Raw genomic sequence first — 21,717 nt, forward strand, 5'->3', positions numbered from 1 at the left:
CATGAAAAGAATACTTTTTTTTATCGTATCTGCTTCGCTATTACTATCCTGTAAGAAAAAAGAAGCTCCTGTAGTTTTTAAAAAATATGACGAAACAGCGCTGCTTAAAAAGCAGCAAGAGCATGAAAGATCACGCATGCAATTTAAATTGTTTCAGCCCAAAGCGTTGGATATGAATACTGTTTTTAAGCCTTTTGAGAATGATCTTGCATATTTTTCTGAGGCAGATTATGATGCTTTGAAACCGTTGATCATAGAGCAGAATATTCCAACACTACAAAAGCATGTAAACGATGGGAAACTAACGTATGAGAAATTGACGCTTTTTTATCTGTATAGAATTCGAAAGTATGAAAGTGATAGCACAACATCTTTAAACGCCATTATCGCATTAAATCCCAATGTTTTAAAGCAAGCTAGAAAAAGAGATAAGAATAGAAAAGACCATTCAAATACTGATATTAGTATATATGGAATGCCAATTTTGTTAAAGGATAATATCAATACAGCGGGAATGCCTACGACAGCAGGAGCATTGGCATTACGGGAGAATGTAACTACTGATGATGCTTTTATTGTGAAGCGATTAAAAGAGAATGGAGCACTCATATTAGGAAAGGTCAACCTAAGTGAATGGGCATACTTTTTCTGCTCGGGATGTCCATTGGGATATAGCGCCATAGGCGGACAATCTTTAAACCCATATGGAAGAGGGAAATTTGAAACTGGAGGTTCTAGTGCTTCGAGCGGAACTGCCGTGGCGGCTAATTATGCGGTAGCTGCGATTGGTACGGAAACAGCCGGGTCCATTACATCACCATCCAGTCAAAATTCGGTAGTTGGATTGAAACCTACGATTGGTTTGTTAAGTAGAACAGGAATCGTACCTATTTCAAGTACACTGGATACGCCAGGACCCATGACTAAAAGTATTATTGATAATATGATCCTTTTAGAAGCCATGGTCGGATATGATGCTAACGATAAAAAATCGTATAAAGTAGATGGTGAACCAAATACCGACTTTACAGAAACGATTGTCGGAAAACGCTTTGGTGTATTCCCATCGTTACTGCAGGATTCTGTGTATAAAGCCAATGTAGAGATTATTAAGAAAGCAGGAGGAGATATCGTTGAGTTAGCACCAGTTCAAATTGGGTTACCTGGTTTTCTTACCTTGTTGAATATTGATATGAAACATGACCTTCCTGAATATCTAAAGAACCATACAGACAAAAACGTAACGATTACATCAGTTGAGGACGTTATTAACTTTAATGAAAAAGATTCACTGCTAAGAGCTCCGTATGGACAACAGTTGTTTGAAGGTATTGTAGCGGATACTACAACACTTGAGCAGCTACAAACCATTAAAAAAACATTAATGGATAATGCCCGTACCTATTTCAAACCATTAGATTCAGAGAATTTGGATGCGATCTTATCAATTAATAATTATCATGCAGGATATTCAGCAGTTGCAGAGTATCCAAACCTTACAGTACCGATGGGGTATAAGAAGTCGGGAGAACCTATTAGTTTAACTTTTATTGTAATGCCTAAAAAAGAAGGAGAGCTCTATGTTTTGGGAGCTGCATTTGAAAATCTAACCAAACACAGAAAATTACCAGGGAATTATGAGTAATTCTGTAGAGAAGCCTTATTTTTGTCGCCCTAAAGAAAGAATATGAGAACGAAGTCGGTAAAGCAAAATAAGATCAATGTAGTGACATTAGGATGTTCTAAGAATATCTATGATTCTGAAGTCTTGATGGGACAGTTGAAAGCGAATGGAAAAGAAGTTGTTCATGAAGATGAAAATGATGAAGGAAATATAGTAGTGATCAATACCTGTGGATTTATCGGTAAGGCAAAGGAAGAATCGGTAGATACTATTTTGCATTATGTAGAGAAAAAGGAAGCCGGAAGTGTAGATAAAGTATTTGTAACAGGATGTTTAAGTGAACGTTATAAACCCGACTTAGAAAAAGAGATTACAGACGTAGATCAATATTTCGGAACCCACGATCTTCCAAACCTTTTAAAAGTATTAGAAGCCGATTACAAGCACGAATTGATCGGAGAAAGATTGACCACTACACCAAAGCATTATGCCTATTTAAAGATTGCCGAAGGTTGCGATAGACCTTGTTCTTTCTGTGCTATTCCATTGATGAGAGGTAAGCATAAATCAACACCTATTGAAGAAATTGTTATTGAGGCTGAAAAACTTGCCGAAAAAGGAATCAAAGAAGTGATGTTGATCGCGCAGGATTTGACCTATTATGGTTTAGATATCTATAAAAAAAGAGCTTTAGCAGAATTGTTGCAAGCACTGGCAAAGGTTGAAGGAATCGAGTGGATTCGTATGCACTACGCATTCCCTTCTGGATTCCCGATGGATGTCTTAGAAGTAATGAAGAATGAGCCAAAGGTTTGTAATTATTTAGATATTCCACTACAGCATATCAACACGGAGATCTTAAAATCCATGAAGCGCGGAACCACACATGAAAAGACCACTGCGTTGATCCATAAATTTAGAGAAGCCGTTCCTGATATGGCGATTAGAACAACATTAATTGTGGGGTACCCTGGTGAAACGGAAGAACAATTCCAAGAATTAAAGGACTGGGTAGAAGAAATGCGTTTTGAGCGCTTAGGAGCTTTTGAATATTCTCATGAAGAAAATACAGGGGCCTATGTGTTAGAAGATGATGTACCGGACGATGTGAAGTTTAAAAGAGTCAATGAGATCATGGAGATCCAATCTCAAATCTCATGGGAGATCAACCAAGAGAAAATTGGGAAGACCTTTAAATGTTTGTTCGATAGAAAAGAAGGAAACTATTTCTACGGACGTACGGAGTTTGATTCACCAGATGTGGATAATGATGTCTTAGTAGATGCAAGAGAACACTATATCAAAATAGGAGAATTTGTGGATGTAAAGATCTACGAAGCTGGCGATTTTGATCTATATGGAACGCCTGTAAATTAATAAAAGCGATTGCTCCAAAAGAGCAACCGCAATAATCTCAAAATAGTTCCCCTATTTATTTTGTTACCCAAGGAAGGGTAATATTATGATTGTTTGGCATAGTAGGCCAAGTGGCAAGATCAGCGTAGTATCCCCAATTAACATACTGATTGAATGGAGTAGATTTATCTACTCTAAACCATGCAACACCATCCCAATGATTTCTTTTCCCAAGCACAGCATGTAATTGATTAACCATAGCTTGTGCGTATGCATTTTGTTCTGAAATCAGTAGACACACGGAAGGACTTAAGGTATTCGTTCTGTGTGCAATAAATAATGCATTCGGATGACCAGGAAGATAAGTTCCGTCTAAATGCCTTGTATTACCTGCAGCATGAGGCAAACCAAACGAATTAAAACTAAATACGTTTGAATTGAACTTTGATCTGTTTACATAAGCAGGATGTGGCAATGCTCTTTTTACTCTTCGCTGGGCATCTTTCCAAGAACCACTACCATTCATAGTACTTCCGCATTTCTCTTTAAATAGCCCGGCATATTTATCTTTGCTAGCTGGGTCTACAGTAGGAGGAGACCATGGAGAAGCGCTTGAAAAAACAGCATTCACATAGTATCTTTCAATCAGGCTTAAGGATATTTTATTAGCGTCAATGCTATGGAATTGCACATCTACTAATTGAAGCATAGTTTCAGCATTGATCTCATTTGAAACGTCGTTATAGGTTCTGATAATTTCTGCCTTAATATCTGAGTTTTGCAATCTTCCTTCTACTAGATCTAAAGTTATAGAACGTTCCTTTGAATAGGTTTCGTCGTAGTCTTTTAAATAGGGGTTTTCAGGGTCCTGTTCGGTTATATGAGCATAATTGATTCCAGATTCGAAATACCAAATTCCTCTAGCAATATCAGTATTGCCATCGGATGCTTCTTCGGAAAACAGATTTGCTAAACCTTCTTCCAACAATAAGTAAGCTTCACCCTCTCCCGGATCATAGATTTCGTACGGATATTCTTCAGACACTCCAAAAGAGTTGGATCCAGAACCACGTTGAGTTAAGTTACCAGGAGCAATTATACTAGGCTCCGTTTCAGGAATTAGTGATTCCTTTTCACAAGAGATAAACAATGAGGATAGTGCTAAAGCACTCACAAATAATTTTTTCATGATGTTAATTTTTAAAAGTTAATAGGCATCAATTCATCGTTGATGTATTAAGCAGTAGCAGGAATGAAAATTCATTACCCATCTTTTTTAAAAAAGATCATATGTAAAAAAAAATCTAGTATAAATGGATATACAACAGGTGTGAGATATGCGCTATACTTCATTTTTCCTTCTTCTCATGGAAAGAAAAATAAAAAAGAGAATAAGTGCTGCTCCCCACAACTCTAATCGCATATAGAAGGGAATGGTAAGATCTATCGCTTCAATATTACCAGTTAAGCTAAGAGAAGCCCAATAATAGGGAGATCTTTCAGAAAGTTGATGTGTATTGATATAATCGAGTTTGGCTTCTCTCAAAGCATGTGCCTTGGTATTCCCTTTTTGCAAAGATGTATAAAAACTGAGCAGTATTTCATTATTTGATTTTTCGTTTGAGTTCCATTGAGACGCAATCACACTTTTGGTTCCATTGTAAAAGAACCCTCTTGCCAAACTCATAACACCTTCACCAATTTCTAAAGAACCATCGCCACTTTTACAAGCGTCCAGCACAATGAGCTCTGCATTGTTGTTATGTGTGTACACCTCATTCAAACTAAGTTTTTTATCATAAAAGGCGATCCAGGGTGTTTTCTGAATGGAGTCAAAACCAGCGTGTGTGTTTATGTGAATCAATCGATAGTCTTCCAAACAATCCAGGAACCGTCCTTTAGTAGCTTTTTTTCCTATGAGTTGATCTCCGGAATAGAGATCACTTATTTGCTCAATATCATTTTTTGCTCTCGATAAAGAAATCAGGTTTTGGTCCTTAAAATCAATAGGAGCTACGGCTAATATTCGTTTTGCCGCTTCTTCATCTTGTTTGTTCAGTGCATGAAATACGGAGGATGACTGTAAATAGGATATCGTGATGTCTTCAACTAAATAATTACTTTTAGGTGTGGCTTTCAAGGCATCAAAAGGAATGCTTTGCAGTGTGTGATCGGGAATCACGATTAGATGCTTGTTTTTTAGCCGCTCAAAAGCATTTTTAAAGGGGAATAAAAGCGTAAACAATGCAGCTGAGGTTTCATTATACCTTGTAAGGGCTTCGGTTGTTACCAAAGGCTCTCTAACTAGGTCCTTGTATTGATCTACTAATTTTGATACTAAAGGAGCATCCTGAATTTTAAAAAGAAGCTGTTCGTCTTTTGAACAAAAGATTCCAAAACCATCGGTATCATTTAAAATATATTCCAGGAGATATGTTTGTTCATTTACGTGTTTTTGAACGCTTTCTTCCAAACTCAATATGGTAGGTTGTTGTACAGAACCGGTTAGATTTTCTAATAACAAAAGTGCCTTGTTCTTTTCCATAAAGTAAAACGCATTTTTGGTGTTGCCTAAGAGATAAGAAACCTGTACGGCTAACATATATGTATTTACAGATTTCCGGATCCAAAATAATTTGGATTGATCCACACTACTATCGAAACGGATCAACGACACTAATTCATCAATTAGAAAGAGTGTTTCTTCTGCCCTAATTAGATAGTTATTTTGGTTTTCTTCCTTATAAGCCGCTACGAGTGCTTCTGCTATGTCAATCAAATAATTTAAGATGTCCAATTTGTTTGTAGATCCCTTGACCTGATCAAAAGTCGGAAGCTTTTTTACATTGGAGTCGCCCAGTAATGTATGAACAGCTTTCATATAATATGGAACCTTACTAATGGACTGATCTGTTTGCAGGTAATACCCTTGATTATCATATGTCATTGCAAGAATAGCATCGTCCTTTGAAATTTCTAAAGCCTTTAAAAAGGAGTCGGTAGCTTTTGTGTGTTCACCTTTCCTGGCATACATACGCCCCAAATTGTTATACACCGTGGCAATGCTTTCGACATTATCAGTGGTTAGATAAACATCCAATACTTTTTGGTATTGATCAATAGCTTCATCAATAAGCCCCGTATCTTCGTAAATTACGGCTAAGTTGTTAGAGACCGTCAAACTTATACCGCCATCATACAGGCTATCTAATTTTCTCTTATGGAGTTCGATGTCTTTTAAATTTCTTCCAGATTCTTCCATTAAGGCATATATCCGTATATATTGTGAATGGGCAAGTACTAGTGTTCTTAAGTCTTTGTATTGATCATAAGAATCAATAGCTCTTTGTAAATATTGAAACGCTGTGTAGTAATCACCTTTGTTTGAAAGAATTTCGGCTAGCTTTATACAGACTTTATATGTGAATTTTGTGGGGAAATTATCTTTAATAACCTCTTTTAATACAGTAAGCTGTTTTTTATATTGACTCGTTAGTTCATAGTAAACTGATAAGTTATATTTTGAATTAGAGAGCGCATATTGATCTATGGTATCCAGTGATTTTCTAACTACTATAGCTTTTTGAATAGCAAGAATTGCCTTTTTATATTCCTTATTTCGTTTAAAAAGCAATCCTAATTTATGATAGATATATCCTAGATCTTTAGTGTATTTGGTAGAATCTATTTTTGAGAAGAGTTCTTTTGTTAAAAGGATTTTTTTACTGTAATCATGTTTAGATGTATAAATTTTATCTACCTGGCTCTTAATTGTGGATTGAGACGATACGAATGAAGTAAAAAATAAAAAAACAACACCCATACACAGTTGTATGAGCATTGTTCTTTGATATGTGTTGACAAAAGTATAGATCATATATTAATCAAGTAAAATGTCGTAAGAAACAGAAAACGAGAATAAAACAGGATCGCCAGTGTTCTTTAAATAATTTCGTACATCAAATGGTGTTACCGGACCTGTTCCCATAGCATCTAAGTACGCTGCTACAATGGCAGTTACTCTAGCCGCGGCAAAAGAAGTTCCTCTTGGTGAGGGATATAAATTTCCACCAAGCGCAGGATGTGTAACACTACCATTAGCAAAAAAATCAAGACTGGTCATACCATAATTAGAATAATCTGCAATATCATTATTTGGATTTTCAGCATATGAATTTTTAGAAGCCGCAATTCCTAATACATTACTGTGTATAAACGAAGATGGATAATGTGCCGTACCGTCATTATTTGAAGTATCATTTCCACCAGAAGCTATAATCATTTTATCTTGCTCATACCTGGATATAATTGACTTGAAAATAGGGTGTGTGCTATTTGCATTTCCGTACCAACCCAAACTGGCATTTACCACATCTGCTTCTCTTAAAGCAAATTGTAATCCGCATAAAATATCTGAATACTTCCCTTTTCCGTTTTTGTCGAGCACCTTTACAGGAAGTAACTCATAGTCCATAGGTGTTTTCTTAAGTTGTTCCGTAATCACAGAAGCCGTTTTTGTTCCATGGCCATTACTGCTATCATCATAAACGTTGATGGTATTATTAACAAAATTAAATCCACTATGAAGTTGTGGGTATTTCGAATCTGAAGTATCATGTAAAAAAGGTTTCGTGCCAAAAACAGCCGCATTTCCATAGTCAATTCCAGTATCTAAAAATGCAATGATTATACCGCGATTATTAGCAATCAAAGATGCAATGTTTGTGTTATTAGATCCTGAGAATGATGCATCAGTAACAATCGTATTAGGGCCAGATTCAAATGAGAAATTAACTTCTACAGCTTTTATGATCTCCTCGTCATCACCACTACCATCACTTAAAACTCCTTTTTTTTCATTCGGATCTACATAAAGATCCCATACTTCAAAGGGTGAGCACCCATCCTCTAAAGGATCATCGCAACGAGCACATTTTTTTATTTGACGAATGTCAGCAGCGTGTTTATTTCTTAGGTTAATTTTTTGATCAAGGGTAGTTCCTTCTTTATACAATAGTACAATCTCCGAGCTTGAATAACTGATCCCAGTAAGTTCTCCACTTTCTCTTGACTGAGTGATGTCATTCTCGAGTTGTACGACTTCCAGCTGACTTTCGGTAAGTAATTCATCCGTACAGGAAAATGCCAAAATCGATATGGCTAATATTCCTAAAAATCTTAAATTTTTCATTTTTTTGTTTTAATAGTTATTATTCATGCAAACTATCAGGGGTTAAAACGGGAAGCAATTTTTTGCAATTTTTGGTATTTGAAACCTCCCAAATTTACTAATAGTTTTTTAAAAGTGCTATCATTTGTGGTTTATTACCCAATTATTTGCGTTCTTTGAGTATGTTTTTGAAAAAGATATAAATGAACTACTCAGCATCGCAGTACTTAAACGGACTTATTTCCGGCGATAGAAAGGTGGTAAACACTATTTATGATCGATTCTATCCTAAGGTACGTACCTTTATTTTACAAAATAAAGGCAAGGAGGATGATGTGCAGGATGTGTTTCAAGATGCCCTTATGTACCTGATCACAAAACACAAGGAAAAACCATTAGTACTGCAGTCTTTTGAGGCCTATTTATTTACTATTTGTAAGAATGTTTGGCGTAGGACCTTAAAAAAAGAAAAAAATAAGGTAACAAATGATGATGCTCCCACACTGGTAGATAAAGAAACGGACCTGAGTCTCTTTTTTATGGAACAGGAGCGACTGGATTTCTATTTAGAGAAGTTCCGATTGCTTTCAGAAAACTGTAGAGAGATCTTGTCCAGTTACTTTAACGGATTCAGCTATGAGGAGATGGTAAAAGAATTGTCTTATGCTACAGTAAATACGGTGCGCCAACGTGTTTTTAAGTGTAAAGCTAAGATGATCCAACTGATGAAATCAGACAAACGTTATACCAATCTACGATCATGAGTGAAGAAAAAGACATCGCGAAACAAGCGCTTATTCGAGCATATATTCTGGAAACGCTGAGTCCTGAAGAACGGGAGGGTTTTGAAACTCAGATGGCTCAGGATGCCGCGTTACAGGAGGAGGTAGCCTTGGAAAGATCATTGTTAACGCATATGAATGAAGCCGATTGGGAATTGATGGCTCCTGAGACAAATAAAGAACGACTCAATGAGCTGAGAACCGCATTGCGAAGTGAAGAGAGTAGGGAGCTGTCTACGATGATCAAAGAGGTAGGGGTGGAGTATAGAGAACGAACCACGAGATCTCCTCGTAGAAATTTCTTCTATGCAATCGCAGCCAGTATTGCAGTTTTGGTCTCTGTGACCTCCTATTTTATGTTCAAACAAACGACTTTGGAATCGTACTATTACGAATATGCGAATTGGACGGAACTTCATTCTTTTATTGAGAAGGATGAAGGGGCCAATGCCATGGCAAAAGGAGAGATATTGTATAAAGCACAGCAATACCAGGAAACGATTGATTATTTTAAGAAGTTGTTAGAAAATGCTAGTGAAGCACAACGACCATTTATTTTCATGTATTTAGGAGCTTCCTATTTAGAATTGGAGAAGTACGAAACAGCGTTGCATACTTTTGAACTTCTCACCAAAACAAATACTATTGAAAGCTCCAGAGGATATTGGTATCAGCTACTCGTTTATTTAAAATTAGAGCAAAAAGAACAAGTAAGTAAGACATTATCTCTCATTTTATCGGATGTGGATAATTATAATTACTCGAAGGCATTGGAGCTACAAGAGAAACTGAAATAAACAGGACGCTGAGGTTTTCGAAGCGTCTGTTGTGCAAATTAGAGGCACTTCAAGAGCCTCAGTGCGCATAACCATGTCACATCGAGCGGAGTCGAGATGTCTCAGTTTCAAAAAGAATAAGAAGGAAGAAGATGGCAATAAAAGATTTGCAGAATTGTAAAGTGGAAGATTTTGCACATTTAATAATCAATAAAAAAGAAACTTTTCAATCTTTAAAAAGTAAGGTTCATCATTCTGATTTACCCGAAACCCTAAGAAAAAAGATTATGCAACGTTTAGCGTATGCAAAAGAAAGAGTGGAAAAACCTCTTGATTTAGATCAAACGATTTTATTCATATTTTTTCCATTTGGAGTCATAAATAGGTTTAGTCAAGGTACTTTTTTCGATGTGCAAAGAGAGTTGTATTTGGGTTATATTAAAAAAGTAAAGGAATATAGAATGTATTCTTTGTTGGGTATTGCTTTTTATTTTGCGATCATCTTAATGATTATTTTTATAAGATGAAAAACAAAACCTACTTCAACTGGTCATCAGGAAAGGATTCTGCGTTGGCTTTATATAAAATACGAGAGCAATCTGAGTATGATGTTGATCTATTGGTTACCACGATAAATAAAGATTTTCAGCGAGTGTCTATGCATGGATTGCGTGAAGCATTGTTGCATCAGCAAGCAGCAGCCATAGGATTACCGGTACAAACGATTCCCTTTCCAGCAGCCGTAACCATGGATGCCTATTCCGAAAGGATGAAACAGGCTATGAATGGCTTGGTTGAAAAAGGATATACCCATGGCGTGTTTGGAGATATTTTTTTAGAAGATTTGAAAGCGTATCGAGATGGGAAGTTATCCGAGGTAGGAATTACTGGAGTGTATCCACTTTGGAAGCAAGACACAAAACAACTGATGCAGGAGTTTTTGGCCTTAGGCTTTAAAGCCATTACGGTATGTGTCAATGCTAAAGTATTAGGAGAAGAATTTGTAGGCAGGGTCATTGACCAACAATTCATAGATGATCTACCCGATAATGTGGATGTCTGCGGGGAAAATGGTGAGTTCCACACTTTTGTCTTTGACGGACCTATCTTTTCGAAGCCAGTGGATTTTAAAATAGGAGAGAAGGTACTGCGATCCTATACCTTACATGAAAATGAGGATGACAACTGCCATCAATCTAAAGAAGAGCAAAAGAACTACGATACCAGCTTTTGGTATTGTGATCTAAACTGATTTATCATACGCTTCTTGAATCCATGTTTTTAACTGATCATCTACCTCGCTAAGCTCAGAGAGTCGAACACGATGGGTACACATGGTTCCAAATGGTCCCGAGTTTTCTAATCGATCGGTGGTGGGTTTGTCTTTCAACTTGAATCCAAGATCAATGCGCGTTTTTGTGGCAGGTTTGATCAATATAAACTGACGTTTACGAATGATACTTACACTCCCTTTTTTAGGTGTGATCGTTACATCGGAACCTAAGGTATTTACAAAAGAGAGCAAGGCTTCATAGATAGGAAATAGCGCTTCTTTGCCTTTGTATTGCACTTGTACGAGATCTTCTTCAGAGCTATTGTTTTGTTTAGAAAGTGTGACGATCGTATTGGCAAAACCATGGGTCACTCCATGTTCTTTTTTCAAATAATTGACTGCCTGACCGTGTTTTTCAAAGGCTTGTTCTTTTAGTAATGCTGTCCATACCTCCAAAGACTTTCCTGTCTTTTCCGGCATGTTGTTGATCATGGTTTGTAATGCTTTGTCCATCTACGTTCAGGTATTTTATTTGAACTAAGATAGTAAAAACAAGTAATGCCTGTAAATCAAGTATTCAAAACAGCGGCCAATTTCAGGATTTTTTCTTTTTGTTCCTTATTCAGCAGGATATTGCATTCAGAAATTACATATTCAAGATGTTCAAAAGCAACTCGAAATTCTCTATTGCTGATATAATCTAGAATAATTCTCTTTGCGTCTTTAATGCCAAAACTTTGTATGTCCTCCTTTTCAACTCTATCTAACCATGATGTATCTAAGATTTCCATGGTCAGGGAAGTAATCTCTTTCTTTAAGGCACCCTGTTTCATAATTATTTATTTGATGAAACTAAAATAGTTAAAAGAGCCAACTATGAGTACTATTGTTTCTCCAATGTGTAGCTATAAGATCCGATACCAGCTCTGTCAGCAGAGATGGTCAAATTATCTCCATTCTGCGTAAAGTCGTATTCTCCATTTAGAATCAAATTCCAATCGAAGTTAGCGATCCAGGTATTTCCATCCGTAAACGTAATCTTATCTCCATTAACTACAAACGTACCACTACCGCCAGCAGGATAGATCTCTCCGATGTTTCCATCTCCAGAACATACATACGTGGTATTGGCTAGGAAATTCACGGTGACTGTATTGGTATGTGTTGGTCCGTTGGTATAGACTACGGTAAAGGTCCCTGAATAGGTGCCATCTAATCCGGTATCTACAGAATCATTGCTTGAACAAGCAGATAACATCAATAGTAAAAAAAGGAATGTGCAAATTTTTTTCATAATAAGGTGTTTACCTAAAAGATGCAGATTTAGTGGAATGGTTGCGTGGAGTTGAATGAATTTGCAATGATTTTATATAGTACCACTATAGGTATTGCCGATTCTGTCTTTACCAAAATAAAATGCATCATTATGATCATAGTTCAAACACCAGTTAAGCGTTCTGTCCCAAATAACAGCATCAGATCCAAAGAATAAATCATCTGAAAATTTGATGATCATTTTCCAAGTCAGGATAAATCCCCATTGCGGTTGATCGACCCAGAATACTTTTTGATCAAACGCCACTCCTAGGTTGTAGAGCCATTTTTTGACTTCTTGATTGGTCGAACTACCACTATAAAACTCCAAAGTACTCTTATAGTAATCTTTAATCTTTGGTATGTTCCCAAGATGTCTCTGAGTACTTTCGAAATCCCATAGAAATTTAGCAGCCTTCGAATCTAAAGGGATGATCTGATCTTTAAATTCTTCAGAAATATATCCGCCCTCATCTTCGAATTTCCAATTCAATGGATGCGATTCTAGCGGGACACAAAAGTCTTCCACATTATCAAGTGTTATTTCTGAAATTTTATTTTTCATTATGTATAAGGTTCTTGGCTATGATTTGCTGGCACTGTTGGCTTCGTTCGGAATTATGTAGAAAAAGCCAAAGACTTTTCCGTCTTTGAAATGAGCCGGTTTAAAGTTAGTAAATTTTGTTTCGTTTTCATTCAGCAAACTGAATTATAACCATTGTTAGCTACTGGTTTTTATAAATAACTTTTTGCAATCTCGGTTAACTCAATTTCTAATTTCTCGCCTCCGAAAAAAAGTTTCATTCTTTCATTAAAATTTTCAAGTTTTGCTCTCTTGGTTATCCAGAGTACTTTTCCTTTAGATTCATTAGGCCACAAAATATTAGAATTCCATACAGCCGAATTAGCAAGGTGACTTTTTAATTCTCCACCAATTTTATTTTCCAATTCATCTATCATTTCAATTAAGTTTTCTGCATACATTGAAATCTCTGCATAGGAATTGTCAGAGTAATAAAAAACTATAAAATAATCATCTAAATGCGGCCCATTTTCGGTAGTGTATTCTCCAATTAGTTTGATGTCTGATATTGGAATTTCAGTTTTTTGGTCATTCATAAACTCCAATAAAATAGTGTTAGCAATAATTCTTGCTCTTCCCGCGTGATGTCTGGTTCTTTTGTTAAAATCTATCATTTTCAAACTTGTAGCTAACGTTCTAGTGTATGATTTCGTTGCGTGTTTCAGCACTAAAGTTAGCAAATAAATCACAGGTAGAAAGTCCGCGAGGACTTTCATAAATAGGCTATAACTAGCAATGAATTATACACATTGTTGGCAACAGTAATTATGCTACAATAATAAAACTATCATTGCTCGCATCATATTCCGCTAGGTTAGATATTACATTTATCTTCTTCGGTAACTTCTGAGTTATTTCAAAATAGGATTGTTTGTTTTGTAAATAATTTTGATTTGAAAATTCAATAATGACTAGGTATACATTATGATATTCATCAAACTTTCCTTTTTTGTCATCTTTTAGAATTTGTTCTACAACATAGTTAATATTAAATTTCTCAGAATATTTTGCTCTGGCATCATAATAATTTTTATCAAGTGCGTCATCAATTAATACAAATTTATTAGATGCTAGTTTTTCTACACCGAAAGATAGATTGGTATTTTTAAGATAGTTGTAATATGCCTTGAGTATGCTCGAGAATTTATCTCCAATATTGGCTTTAATGTTAAGTTTTTCTTGAACCAATTTTATTTGTGGTAAAGTATCAGATTTAATTTTTAAATCAAATTTACTAATAGCAAACTCTAAAAAACGCCAAGAGTTATACATCAAAAAGTTTTTAACCTTGTTGTCAGTAGAACTTTTTATTTCATCAATTAACTCTATTCTTGGACCAGTCGTTTTACCACTTGAGATTCTCCACCAATCCTCCTTTACGTCATCTGTTATGAAAATTAAATTAACTTCAGACTCTTTACTGTCTTTAGCAATTTGAATAATTTCTTTCCATAGATAAAAATCACAATAATCTCTGCTAAATTTTAAAGAATCGTAAATTAAAACTCTTTTTTTAGAATCTCTACTTTTACTACTGTCCTTATATCCTGGTGGAATTAATTCTAGATATCTTTTTTTTGCTTCAGTATTAATTTTTTCTATCTCTTCTTGACTTTTAAACTTCTGTCCAATTTTGTTTTTAAGAATTGATTCTAAACTAGTCATTAGTTTATCATTTTCCTTTTTTATTTTTTCAGTTTTTACACTACTATCTTGATTTTTAAATAAATATTTTTCTTGTATAGAATTTAAGTTTTTTAAATAATCAGAGTTATATTTTTTTATGCTTTCAATTAACTCTTGTTCAGAAATTTCGAAATGACGCTTATCTAAATTTAATTTTTTCAGGTCATTAACGAAATCATTAACTAATGATTCTTCATTTTCTTTAGTTTTTTCAAGTAGTTTAGATATTTGAGAATAAGCTTTGAGTTGGCTGTTTTTGACAGATTCAACATTTTCATAAAATTCAAGACCTGCAATAAATGGAATCCATAAACTTGATTTTATTTTTCTTAAAACTTTTAGAAAGTCATTACGTGCAGATTCTGGGTATCTAAATAAATTTAGTAGAATATTTGTGTCAAGAACAAATATTGCATTATCCCAAATTTCATCATATTTCGAATCGGGAATCTTGTAATAATTTTCGAATGTTTTCTTCATTTGGTCTTTATTGTTGCCAACTCTCCGCTAAACGGAAGGTGTGTTTATATATCTTATATATTATTGTTTTAATAGTATAATAACCAATACTTTAAATTGAATAAATGAAATACCTTATGACAAGGTATTGCAATAGTCACATGCACATATCTCAATTAAACATTGAATGATCTATAGAAGCCGCGCAATCAGAAGTAGCAATTTAATTACTGTTACTTATAGGGAACTGTAACTATGTGGCTTCCTTTCAAATGTAAGAAAAAAGAGGGAATTAAAAAAGAGGAATGAGATTCCTCGTCGTTGCACTCTGTCGGAATGACGTTATTTGTCATTTCGAACGCTAGTGAGAAATCTCCAATCAAAAAAAAGAGATTCCTCGTCGTTACACTCTGTCGGAATGACGTTATCTGTCATTTCGAACGCTAGTGAGAAATCTCAAATTCAAAGAGGAAGATTCCTCGTCGTTACACTCTGTCGGAATGACGTTATTTGTCATTTCGAGCATTAGCGAGAAATCTCCTTATAACCACCAGTTCTTTCCCATATCTAGTTTAGCAAAAGGAAAGAAACTTTATAAAAAATGCAACTTCATTCCTTCATGAGAAGGGTTAAATCCTAGACTTTCGTAAAAAGCAATAGCTTCTGGTCTTTTTTTGTCAGTAGTCAATTGTAGTACATGGGCATTTCGTTCTTGAGCTCGGTTAATGGCCCATTCAAACATTGCTTTTCCAATACCTAGTCCACGTTTGTCTTTTCGAATCCGCACTGCTTCTATTTGTGCGCGGATCCCTCCCTGGTAGGTCAAATATTGAATAAAGGACAATTGTAATGTACCTATGATTTCAGCATCTTCATTTTCAACCACTATCAATTCCTGGTTTTGATCTGCGCATATGTTCGTAAAGGCTTCTAAATAGGCAGCTGGTAAAGGTTCTTTGAAATCTTCTCTTTCCTTCCCGAGTACATCGTCGGCAATCATGTGTACGATGGCGCTAAGGTCTTGTTGTTCGGCTTTTCTAAATTTCATAAGCATAAGGTTTACTGGACGTTCATTTCATAACTACTAACTGTTTCAAATATAAAGAAAAGAGCCCTTTAATGCTGGTTTGTAGCCAACCCTTTTAGCATGCCATTAAAGATAATCCCATGAAAAGGCAATACGGCATACCAGTACAGTCGACCCCAAACACCTAAAGGCCTAAACGTTGCGGTTTGGATCAAGTGTCCGTTTTCTATTTTAAATTCTAACCAGGCTTCTCCAGGAAGCTTCATCTCTGCTAATAGCAACAAACGCCCCTCTTCTTTATTAGCGTACAGCACACGCCAGAAGTCAAGCGCATCTCCGGCAGAAATTGTAGTTGGACTTGTGCGTCCTCTACGCAATCCTACGCCGCCCACCAACTTGTCCAGAAAGCCGCGAAAACGCCATAATACATTCCCATAATACCAACCGTTTTCTCCGCCAATACGCCACATTTTGTCTATACAAACCTCATGACTTTCGATAGCTCTGGAGCGCTCATCTTTAAAAGACCCATATTCTGGAACGTTGATAAATTCAGAGATATTAAAGTTGATGCCACTACTTGCATACGAATCTTTCCAGCTGGATACAATGCTATTATCCTTAATTTTTTTAAAAGCACGGATAATTGCTTCTTTGTAAGAAATGGGTTGTACTCCCAGTATACCGTTTAATCTCGTATCTCTGCAAATCACTTCTACTTTCATACTATCGACCAACGAACGGGCCAGTTTATACGAAGTAGCCGTTACAAAATAGAGCCAATAAGAGGAAAGTCTAGGTGTCATTAAAGGAATGGTCCAGATGGTACGTTTCAATCCACGTACTTCTGCAAACTGTAAGAGCATTTCCTTATAGGTAAGAATATCGTTACAGCCGATGTCAAAATTTTGATCGTAGGTATCTTCTCTTAACATGGAACGTTCCAAAAAGGTCAATACATCCGCAATACCGATAGGTTGACATTGCGTTAATAACCATTTGGGAGCAACCATCAATGGTAGCTTTTCTACGAGATCTCTAATGATCTCAAAGGAAGCACTTCCGGAACCTACAATAATACCGGCTCGTAAACAGGTTAGGTGGTACGAACCTTTTTCCAATTCCACTTCCACATTCTTTCTTGATTCTAAATGCTCCGATAGTTCAGATTCATTGATAATACCACTTAAATAGATTACTTGCTGGGTTGCTGTATTGGACAATCGTTTCCTGAAATTCAGAGCGGAACGTTGTTCCAGCTCTTTATAATTATCCGAAGATGACATAGAATGGACTAAATAGTATGCCACATCAATGTCATTGGGAATGGCTGTCAACGAATCAGTATCTAGCAAGTCCACGGTAATGACAGTAATATGTTTTAATAGGGAAGCGGGCGGTGTAAATCGAGAAGGGTCTCGTACACAACACACCACATGATGTCCTTGTTCCACTAATATGGGGAGCAAACGTTTTCCGATATAGCCAGTTGCTCCGGTAAGTAGTATTTTCATTCCAGATTCCTAATGATTACAGAAAAATAATGTGGTTGGAATACTAAGATAGGCAAATTTGGTGTCATGTACGTAATACTGCCGATGTCATTTCCAGGGTAAGCGAGAAATCTCAAATTTTAAAAGGAGATTCCTCGTCGCTTCGCTCTGTCGGAATGACTCCTTTTGTCATTTCGAAATGAGTTTCATGTAATGAAACGATTGAGAAATCTCATACTCTTTAAGCAGATTTCTCATATTCACTCCGTTTCATTCGAAATGACATCTGTCTCTTTTTCGAGAGTTTTTAGTTCAAACTCCTGCATTATTTTTTCGAACTGATGCCAGCTATTAGGTGATACTATATCATATCTTCTGATAAATAATTTTTTCAAACCTTCGTCATCTTCGTCCTCATCTTCTTCCATATAAGAGACTTCCAACTTATTGGGATGTAAAATAAAAGAGCGAATATCATTTCTTTTTATGTTATTTTTTTGCTCGCATAGATCCTTTATACTCCATTCATCAAAGTAATATATTTGACTTTTCTTAATAGTATAAATTAAGATAAGATCAATTAATAAAAAAGGAATTAACCAATAGAACAAGTAATGTTCTAAGTAAAGAATAATTAAGATAGAAAGAATAGAACCATTAAAATCGTTATAGTCTAAACCGTTTCTTTTTAATACAACAAACCCTTTTTCTTTTCGCTTCTCTATAATAGAAACATATTTCGAGATTAGTCCAAAGATACTTGTTCCAACAGGAATGATAAATAACCCCCAAGCATCAATAGATCGATCAAAAACATAGTTGTATAGCAAATAAAAACCTAAAAAATAGAGTCCAATTAGAACAATGTTTTTAAAAACTTTAATTTCATCCATTGTATTCTTCCACATTCTTTTTATAAGCTATCATACGTTCTGTAAAAACTTCCCAGTTTGGTAATGATAACTCATGTTTATTTATTTGAAGAATTTCAGTGTTATTGAATATGATTTCTACATTGTTCTCATATACATTGAATGAGGTAACACGGCTTAAATCTTTGTCAATTGAATCATTGAAATCTTCAATCTTATCAGGGTGAAATACAATGATTTTTCTTCTATGTGTAATATAATGTAATAATGCGGTTAAAAGCCCAAGTAAAAAAGCAATAAGTGTATAGTTATCCGAAAAATCTTTATATAGTGTTAGTAGAAAAAAGGGAATCAAAAACATTCCCGTTTTGTACATGCTTTTATTTATAAAGGCAACCTTATCACTACCTAATAGCTTTTGAGACTTTATAAATTCAGAGATGGAAACTATGCAAATTGAACCTATAAAAATCATTAATAATAAACCGTCTTTTTCCTCCGCAAAAAAATAATATGCAAGAAGAAAAATAACTAGAAATGCTAAAAGGAAATATCCTCTTTTAGAAATTAGGTTCTTATTCATAATAATTTATTTTTTTCAAATATAAAAAAAACACACGGAGATTCCTCGTCGTTGCACTCTGTCGGAATGACTCCTTTTGTCATTTCGAAATGAGTTTCATGTAATGAAACGATTGAGAAATCTCCAATTAAAAAAGGAGATTCCTCGTCGTTATACTCCGTCGGAATGACAAGTACTATCGCTTTATCTCATCCGAGTTTCTAAAGAACAAGGCATTGACAAAGAACAACTTCCCGTTATCCCAAAATGATCTGAATAATGGATTGTCTACCATATAAATGATACTTCCGCTTCCCGAGCGCTCTTCTCCGATAAATAAGGATTCTGGAATATTCTTCAAGGCTTTTTTACCTGCAAATCCAGATACATTAGTCGCATCCTTCGTAAAGTAGGCTACATTACCACCATTCTTTAAAAAGTCGTACGACCTGCTCCCTAATTTCAAGGAGAAATACGTGTTTTCATACCCAAATGCCAATGGGTGTGTATTATCTACCTTGCTTTCAAATACAGCTCCTGTAATCATGTTTACAGATCCTGCACGTTCTTGATCTGCATAAGGTGTTAAGTTGGCCTTTGGTGTTTCTTTTTTGTCTTTTTTCGCTTTCTTGGTTTTTAGTGCGAATCCTTTTTTATTTGCAAAACTTCGCAAGGCGTTTCCGATGGCAATAACGGTTCCGCCTGAACGGGTAAAGTCTTTAACGCGCTTCAATTGCGTAGAGTCCAGTACACGTCCATAATATCCATTTGGAATGATCAGGACGTCGTAGTTGTCTAAATTCACATTGCCAAAATAATCGGTATCTAAAATAGTCAATGGGTATTTTAACTGAGTTTCAAAGAAATGCCAGATCTCTCCAAAACTTAAGGAAGAGGTTCCTTTTCCAGATAATACCGCAATCTTTTGCTTGTTGATCGGATTCACACTATAGGAACCAAAATCGACCCCTTTGCTTACAAACCCTGTTTGTACTGGGGTTAATTTCCTCCCATATTTATTGGCTAACGCAACAAGTTTGTCATCGAAGTTTGTATTCTTTTTATTGTCATTTCGCAAGATGATCAAAGTACCTCGATCGTATGCATTACCTTCTACTGTAAATGGCTTTTCAGAAAAACGAACTCGAATTCCAGCATCAAGTGTCTGTGCTAAGAAGGTTGCATCTTCCAAACTGTTCCATTTGCTTAGATATGCATACGAGGATCTGTCTGCGGTATTAGATACCACATGGGTGTTTACCTTTTTTGCAGAACTCACTTTCGTTTTAGAAGCAATGGCCTTGAATCCGTGTGCATATGGAATGGACCATGCTGTAATATCGTAGGTTAGTGAGTCTGCTAGTTTAGCATTTGGCTCGAACAATACTTTTACCATTTTTCCTTTAGGTTGATCTGAGTGTACTACCAGATCATTGTCAGAAACATTCATTCTTCCATCCCGTTGTGTAGCATAATTATACCCTCTTACTTGCCCTTTTTTAGAGTATTCATAATTGATTTCATGTTTGTCCAATAAGTCGATCAAACGTTGAGTTTTATCCTTGTTTTCATTTTTTAATACATAACTCTTATAGAGTAATCCTCTGTTATCAAAGAATTTCTTAAACTCAGCATTTAGTTTTGTCGCATTTTTAGATGCTATTTCAACAGTCGATAATCCCGTAGTTTTATGATGTGCTACACGATCTACTAAGGTCAATTCATACCCATGATCTGTATCAATACCTAGTCCAGCCATTCCATGTCCGGCTTGTTCGTAGGTCATACCAATGGCTCCCATATAGGTAGGGTAGGTATCTCCATAACTTGGATATAAAAGGTCAAAACTCTCTTTGGTAAAATACAGCCATCCATTTTGATCGAAATACTTTGCATGATTCTTCCCAATCTGTGTCTGAAAATCGCGTTGCCAATCCGTAATGATCTCATGGAAAGGTTCTGCAGCTGGTGCAAAATAATAAGGGTTGTTAATGAACTGCTCATGAAAATCGACATGAATATGTGGTAACCATTTATTATAAACCCCTAATCTTTGTGAAGACTCTACTTGCGTTGCCCAGGCCCAATCTCTGTTTAGATCAAATAAATAATGATTTGGTCTTCCGCCTGGCCATGGTTCACGGTGCTCTTTTGCATCTTGTGTAGCATTATAAGGCGTGCTTTTTACCTGGTTAAACCAGTTTACATAACGATCTCGTCCATCAGGATTGATACATGGATCGATGATCACTACTGTATTTTCTAAATAGGCTTTTTTTGTCGTTACTAATTCATACAAGGTTTGCATAGATGCTTCTGTACTGGAAGCTTCGTTTCCATGAACATTATAACTCAACCAAACAATAGCAATATCATTGGTTGTATTGCCATTTTTCTTCATCCCTGTTTGTGTAAGATTGTTTAATCGGATGTTCTCCAGATTGTCCATATTCTTTTGTGAGGATAAGTAAGCAACATACAAGGGTCTATGCTCATTGGTCTCTCCGTACTTTTCCAATTCGACATTCGATAAGGTATTGCTGACATAGGTAAAATAGTCAACTACTTTATGATGTCTTGTGAATTGTGTTCCGACCTTATATCCTAAAAACGCTTCAGGAGATTGAATGGTTTGAGAAAATAGGGTAGTGCTGACTAGCAAAAATACGAGGGATAAAATTCTGATCTTCATGTATGAAATTTTGATGATGACCAAAAATAAGGATTTATTTAAAGAAGT

The 21,717-nt window shown here is 35.7% G+C and carries 20 protein-coding genes; 6 read left to right on the forward strand and 14 right to left on the reverse strand.

What is annotated here, in order from left to right:
* Nucleotide 1: 1 nt before the first annotated feature.
* Nucleotides 2-1,645, forward strand: a complete 1,644-nt coding sequence (locus RQM59_RS12055) for an amidase family protein (protein WP_349242369.1) — start codon at nt 2-4, stop codon at nt 1,643-1,645.
* 42 nt (nt 1,646-1,687) lie between these two features.
* A complete protein-coding gene (gene rimO / locus RQM59_RS12060) occupies nt 1,688-3,001 on the forward strand; it encodes a 30S ribosomal protein S12 methylthiotransferase RimO (protein WP_349242370.1) in 1,314 nt (437 codons plus the stop codon).
* A gap of 55 nt (nt 3,002-3,056) precedes the next feature.
* Here the strand turns inward: rimO and RQM59_RS12065 are convergent, their stop codons facing one another.
* From RQM59_RS12065 to RQM59_RS12075, 3 genes are all read right to left on the reverse strand, one after another.
* Nucleotides 3,057-4,169 (reverse strand): hypothetical protein, encoded by a 1,113-nt coding sequence (locus RQM59_RS12065; protein ID WP_349242371.1) that lies wholly within the window; start codon nt 4,167-4,169, stop codon nt 3,057-3,059.
* Nucleotides 4,170-4,322: 153 nt separating this feature from the next.
* Nucleotides 4,323-6,821 carry a CHAT domain-containing protein gene (locus RQM59_RS12070; protein ID WP_349242372.1) on the reverse strand — a complete coding sequence of 833 codons (2,499 nt, stop codon included), beginning with the start codon at nt 6,819-6,821 and terminating at the stop codon, nt 4,323-4,325.
* A 39-nt stretch (nt 6,822-6,860) separates the two neighbouring features.
* A complete protein-coding gene (locus RQM59_RS12075) occupies nt 6,861-8,171 on the reverse strand; it encodes a S8 family peptidase (protein ID WP_349242373.1) in 1,311 nt (436 codons plus the stop codon).
* Nucleotides 8,172-8,353: 182 nt separating this feature from the next.
* Here RQM59_RS12075 and RQM59_RS12080 point away from each other — a divergent pair, with 182 nt between their 5' ends.
* The 4 genes from RQM59_RS12080 to RQM59_RS12095 all read left to right on the forward strand — a co-directional run bounded on the left by RQM59_RS12080 (nt 8,354) and on the right by RQM59_RS12095 (nt 10,960).
* Complete coding sequence (locus tag RQM59_RS12080; protein ID WP_349242374.1) at nt 8,354-8,914, forward strand: RNA polymerase sigma factor; 561 nt, start codon at nt 8,354-8,356, stop codon at nt 8,912-8,914.
* Entirely contained in the window at nt 8,911-9,729 is an 819-nt protein-coding gene (locus tag RQM59_RS12085; protein WP_349242375.1) for a hypothetical protein, read from the forward strand. The genes RQM59_RS12080 and RQM59_RS12085 overlap by 4 nt, the downstream gene beginning before the upstream one ends.
* A gap of 131 nt (nt 9,730-9,860) precedes the next feature.
* Nucleotides 9,861-10,235 carry a hypothetical protein gene (locus tag RQM59_RS12090; RefSeq protein WP_349242376.1) on the forward strand — a complete coding sequence of 125 codons (375 nt, stop codon included), beginning with the start codon at nt 9,861-9,863 and terminating at the stop codon, nt 10,233-10,235.
* Nucleotides 10,232-10,960, forward strand: coding sequence for a Dph6-related ATP pyrophosphatase (locus RQM59_RS12095; protein WP_349242377.1), 729 nt, complete (start codon nt 10,232-10,234; stop codon nt 10,958-10,960). Before RQM59_RS12090 ends, RQM59_RS12095 begins: the two co-directional genes overlap by 4 nt.
* Here the strand turns inward: RQM59_RS12095 and RQM59_RS12100 are convergent.
* The 11 genes from RQM59_RS12100 to RQM59_RS12150 form a co-directional block, all read right to left on the reverse strand.
* A complete protein-coding gene (locus RQM59_RS12100) occupies nt 10,952-11,494 on the reverse strand; it encodes a DUF4287 domain-containing protein (protein ID WP_349242378.1) in 543 nt (180 codons plus the stop codon). The two genes, RQM59_RS12095 and RQM59_RS12100, sit on opposite strands and share 9 nt — an antisense overlap.
* A 56-nt stretch (nt 11,495-11,550) precedes the next feature.
* A complete protein-coding gene (locus tag RQM59_RS12105) occupies nt 11,551-11,814 on the reverse strand; it encodes a hypothetical protein (RefSeq protein ID WP_349242379.1) in 264 nt (87 codons plus the stop codon).
* Nucleotides 11,815-11,864: 50 nt separating this feature from the next.
* Complete coding sequence (locus tag RQM59_RS12110; protein ID WP_349242380.1) at nt 11,865-12,275, reverse strand: hypothetical protein; 411 nt, start codon at nt 12,273-12,275, stop codon at nt 11,865-11,867.
* Nucleotides 12,276-12,347: 72 nt separating this feature from the next.
* The gene (locus RQM59_RS12115) at nt 12,348-12,860 is read right to left on the reverse strand and encodes a hypothetical protein (protein ID WP_349242381.1); all 513 of its coding nucleotides are present in this window, start codon (nt 12,858-12,860) and stop codon (nt 12,348-12,350) included.
* A 170-nt stretch (nt 12,861-13,030) separates the two neighbouring features.
* Entirely contained in the window at nt 13,031-13,492 is a 462-nt protein-coding gene (locus RQM59_RS12120) for a hypothetical protein (protein WP_349242382.1), read from the reverse strand.
* Between the two features lie 151 nt (nt 13,493-13,643).
* Nucleotides 13,644-15,044, reverse strand: a complete 1,401-nt coding sequence (locus RQM59_RS12125; protein WP_349242383.1) for a PIN-like domain-containing protein — start codon at nt 15,042-15,044, stop codon at nt 13,644-13,646.
* Nucleotides 15,045-15,615: 571 nt separating this feature from the next.
* Nucleotides 15,616-16,071, reverse strand: coding sequence for a GNAT family N-acetyltransferase (locus RQM59_RS12130; RefSeq protein ID WP_349242384.1), 456 nt, complete (start codon nt 16,069-16,071; stop codon nt 15,616-15,618).
* A gap of 68 nt (nt 16,072-16,139) precedes the next feature.
* Complete coding sequence (locus RQM59_RS12135; RefSeq protein WP_349242385.1) at nt 16,140-17,564, reverse strand: SDR family oxidoreductase; 1,425 nt, start codon at nt 17,562-17,564, stop codon at nt 16,140-16,142.
* Nucleotides 17,565-17,803: 239 nt separating this feature from the next.
* On the reverse strand, nt 17,804-18,436 hold the full coding sequence (locus tag RQM59_RS12140) for a hypothetical protein (protein ID WP_349242386.1): 633 nt from the start codon (nt 18,434-18,436) through the stop codon (nt 17,804-17,806).
* A complete protein-coding gene (locus tag RQM59_RS12145) occupies nt 18,429-18,998 on the reverse strand; it encodes a hypothetical protein (RefSeq protein WP_349242387.1) in 570 nt (189 codons plus the stop codon). Before RQM59_RS12145 ends, RQM59_RS12140 begins: the two co-directional genes overlap by 8 nt.
* A 175-nt stretch (nt 18,999-19,173) precedes the next feature.
* A complete protein-coding gene (locus RQM59_RS12150) occupies nt 19,174-21,669 on the reverse strand; it encodes a M14 family metallopeptidase (RefSeq protein WP_349242388.1) in 2,496 nt (831 codons plus the stop codon).
* Between the last annotated feature and the right edge of the window lie 48 nt (nt 21,670-21,717).

Origin of the sequence: Asprobacillus argus (genome assembly GCF_032248395.1) — a bacterium.
Taxonomy (GTDB): domain Bacteria; phylum Bacteroidota; class Bacteroidia; order Flavobacteriales; family Flavobacteriaceae; genus Polaribacter; species Polaribacter argus.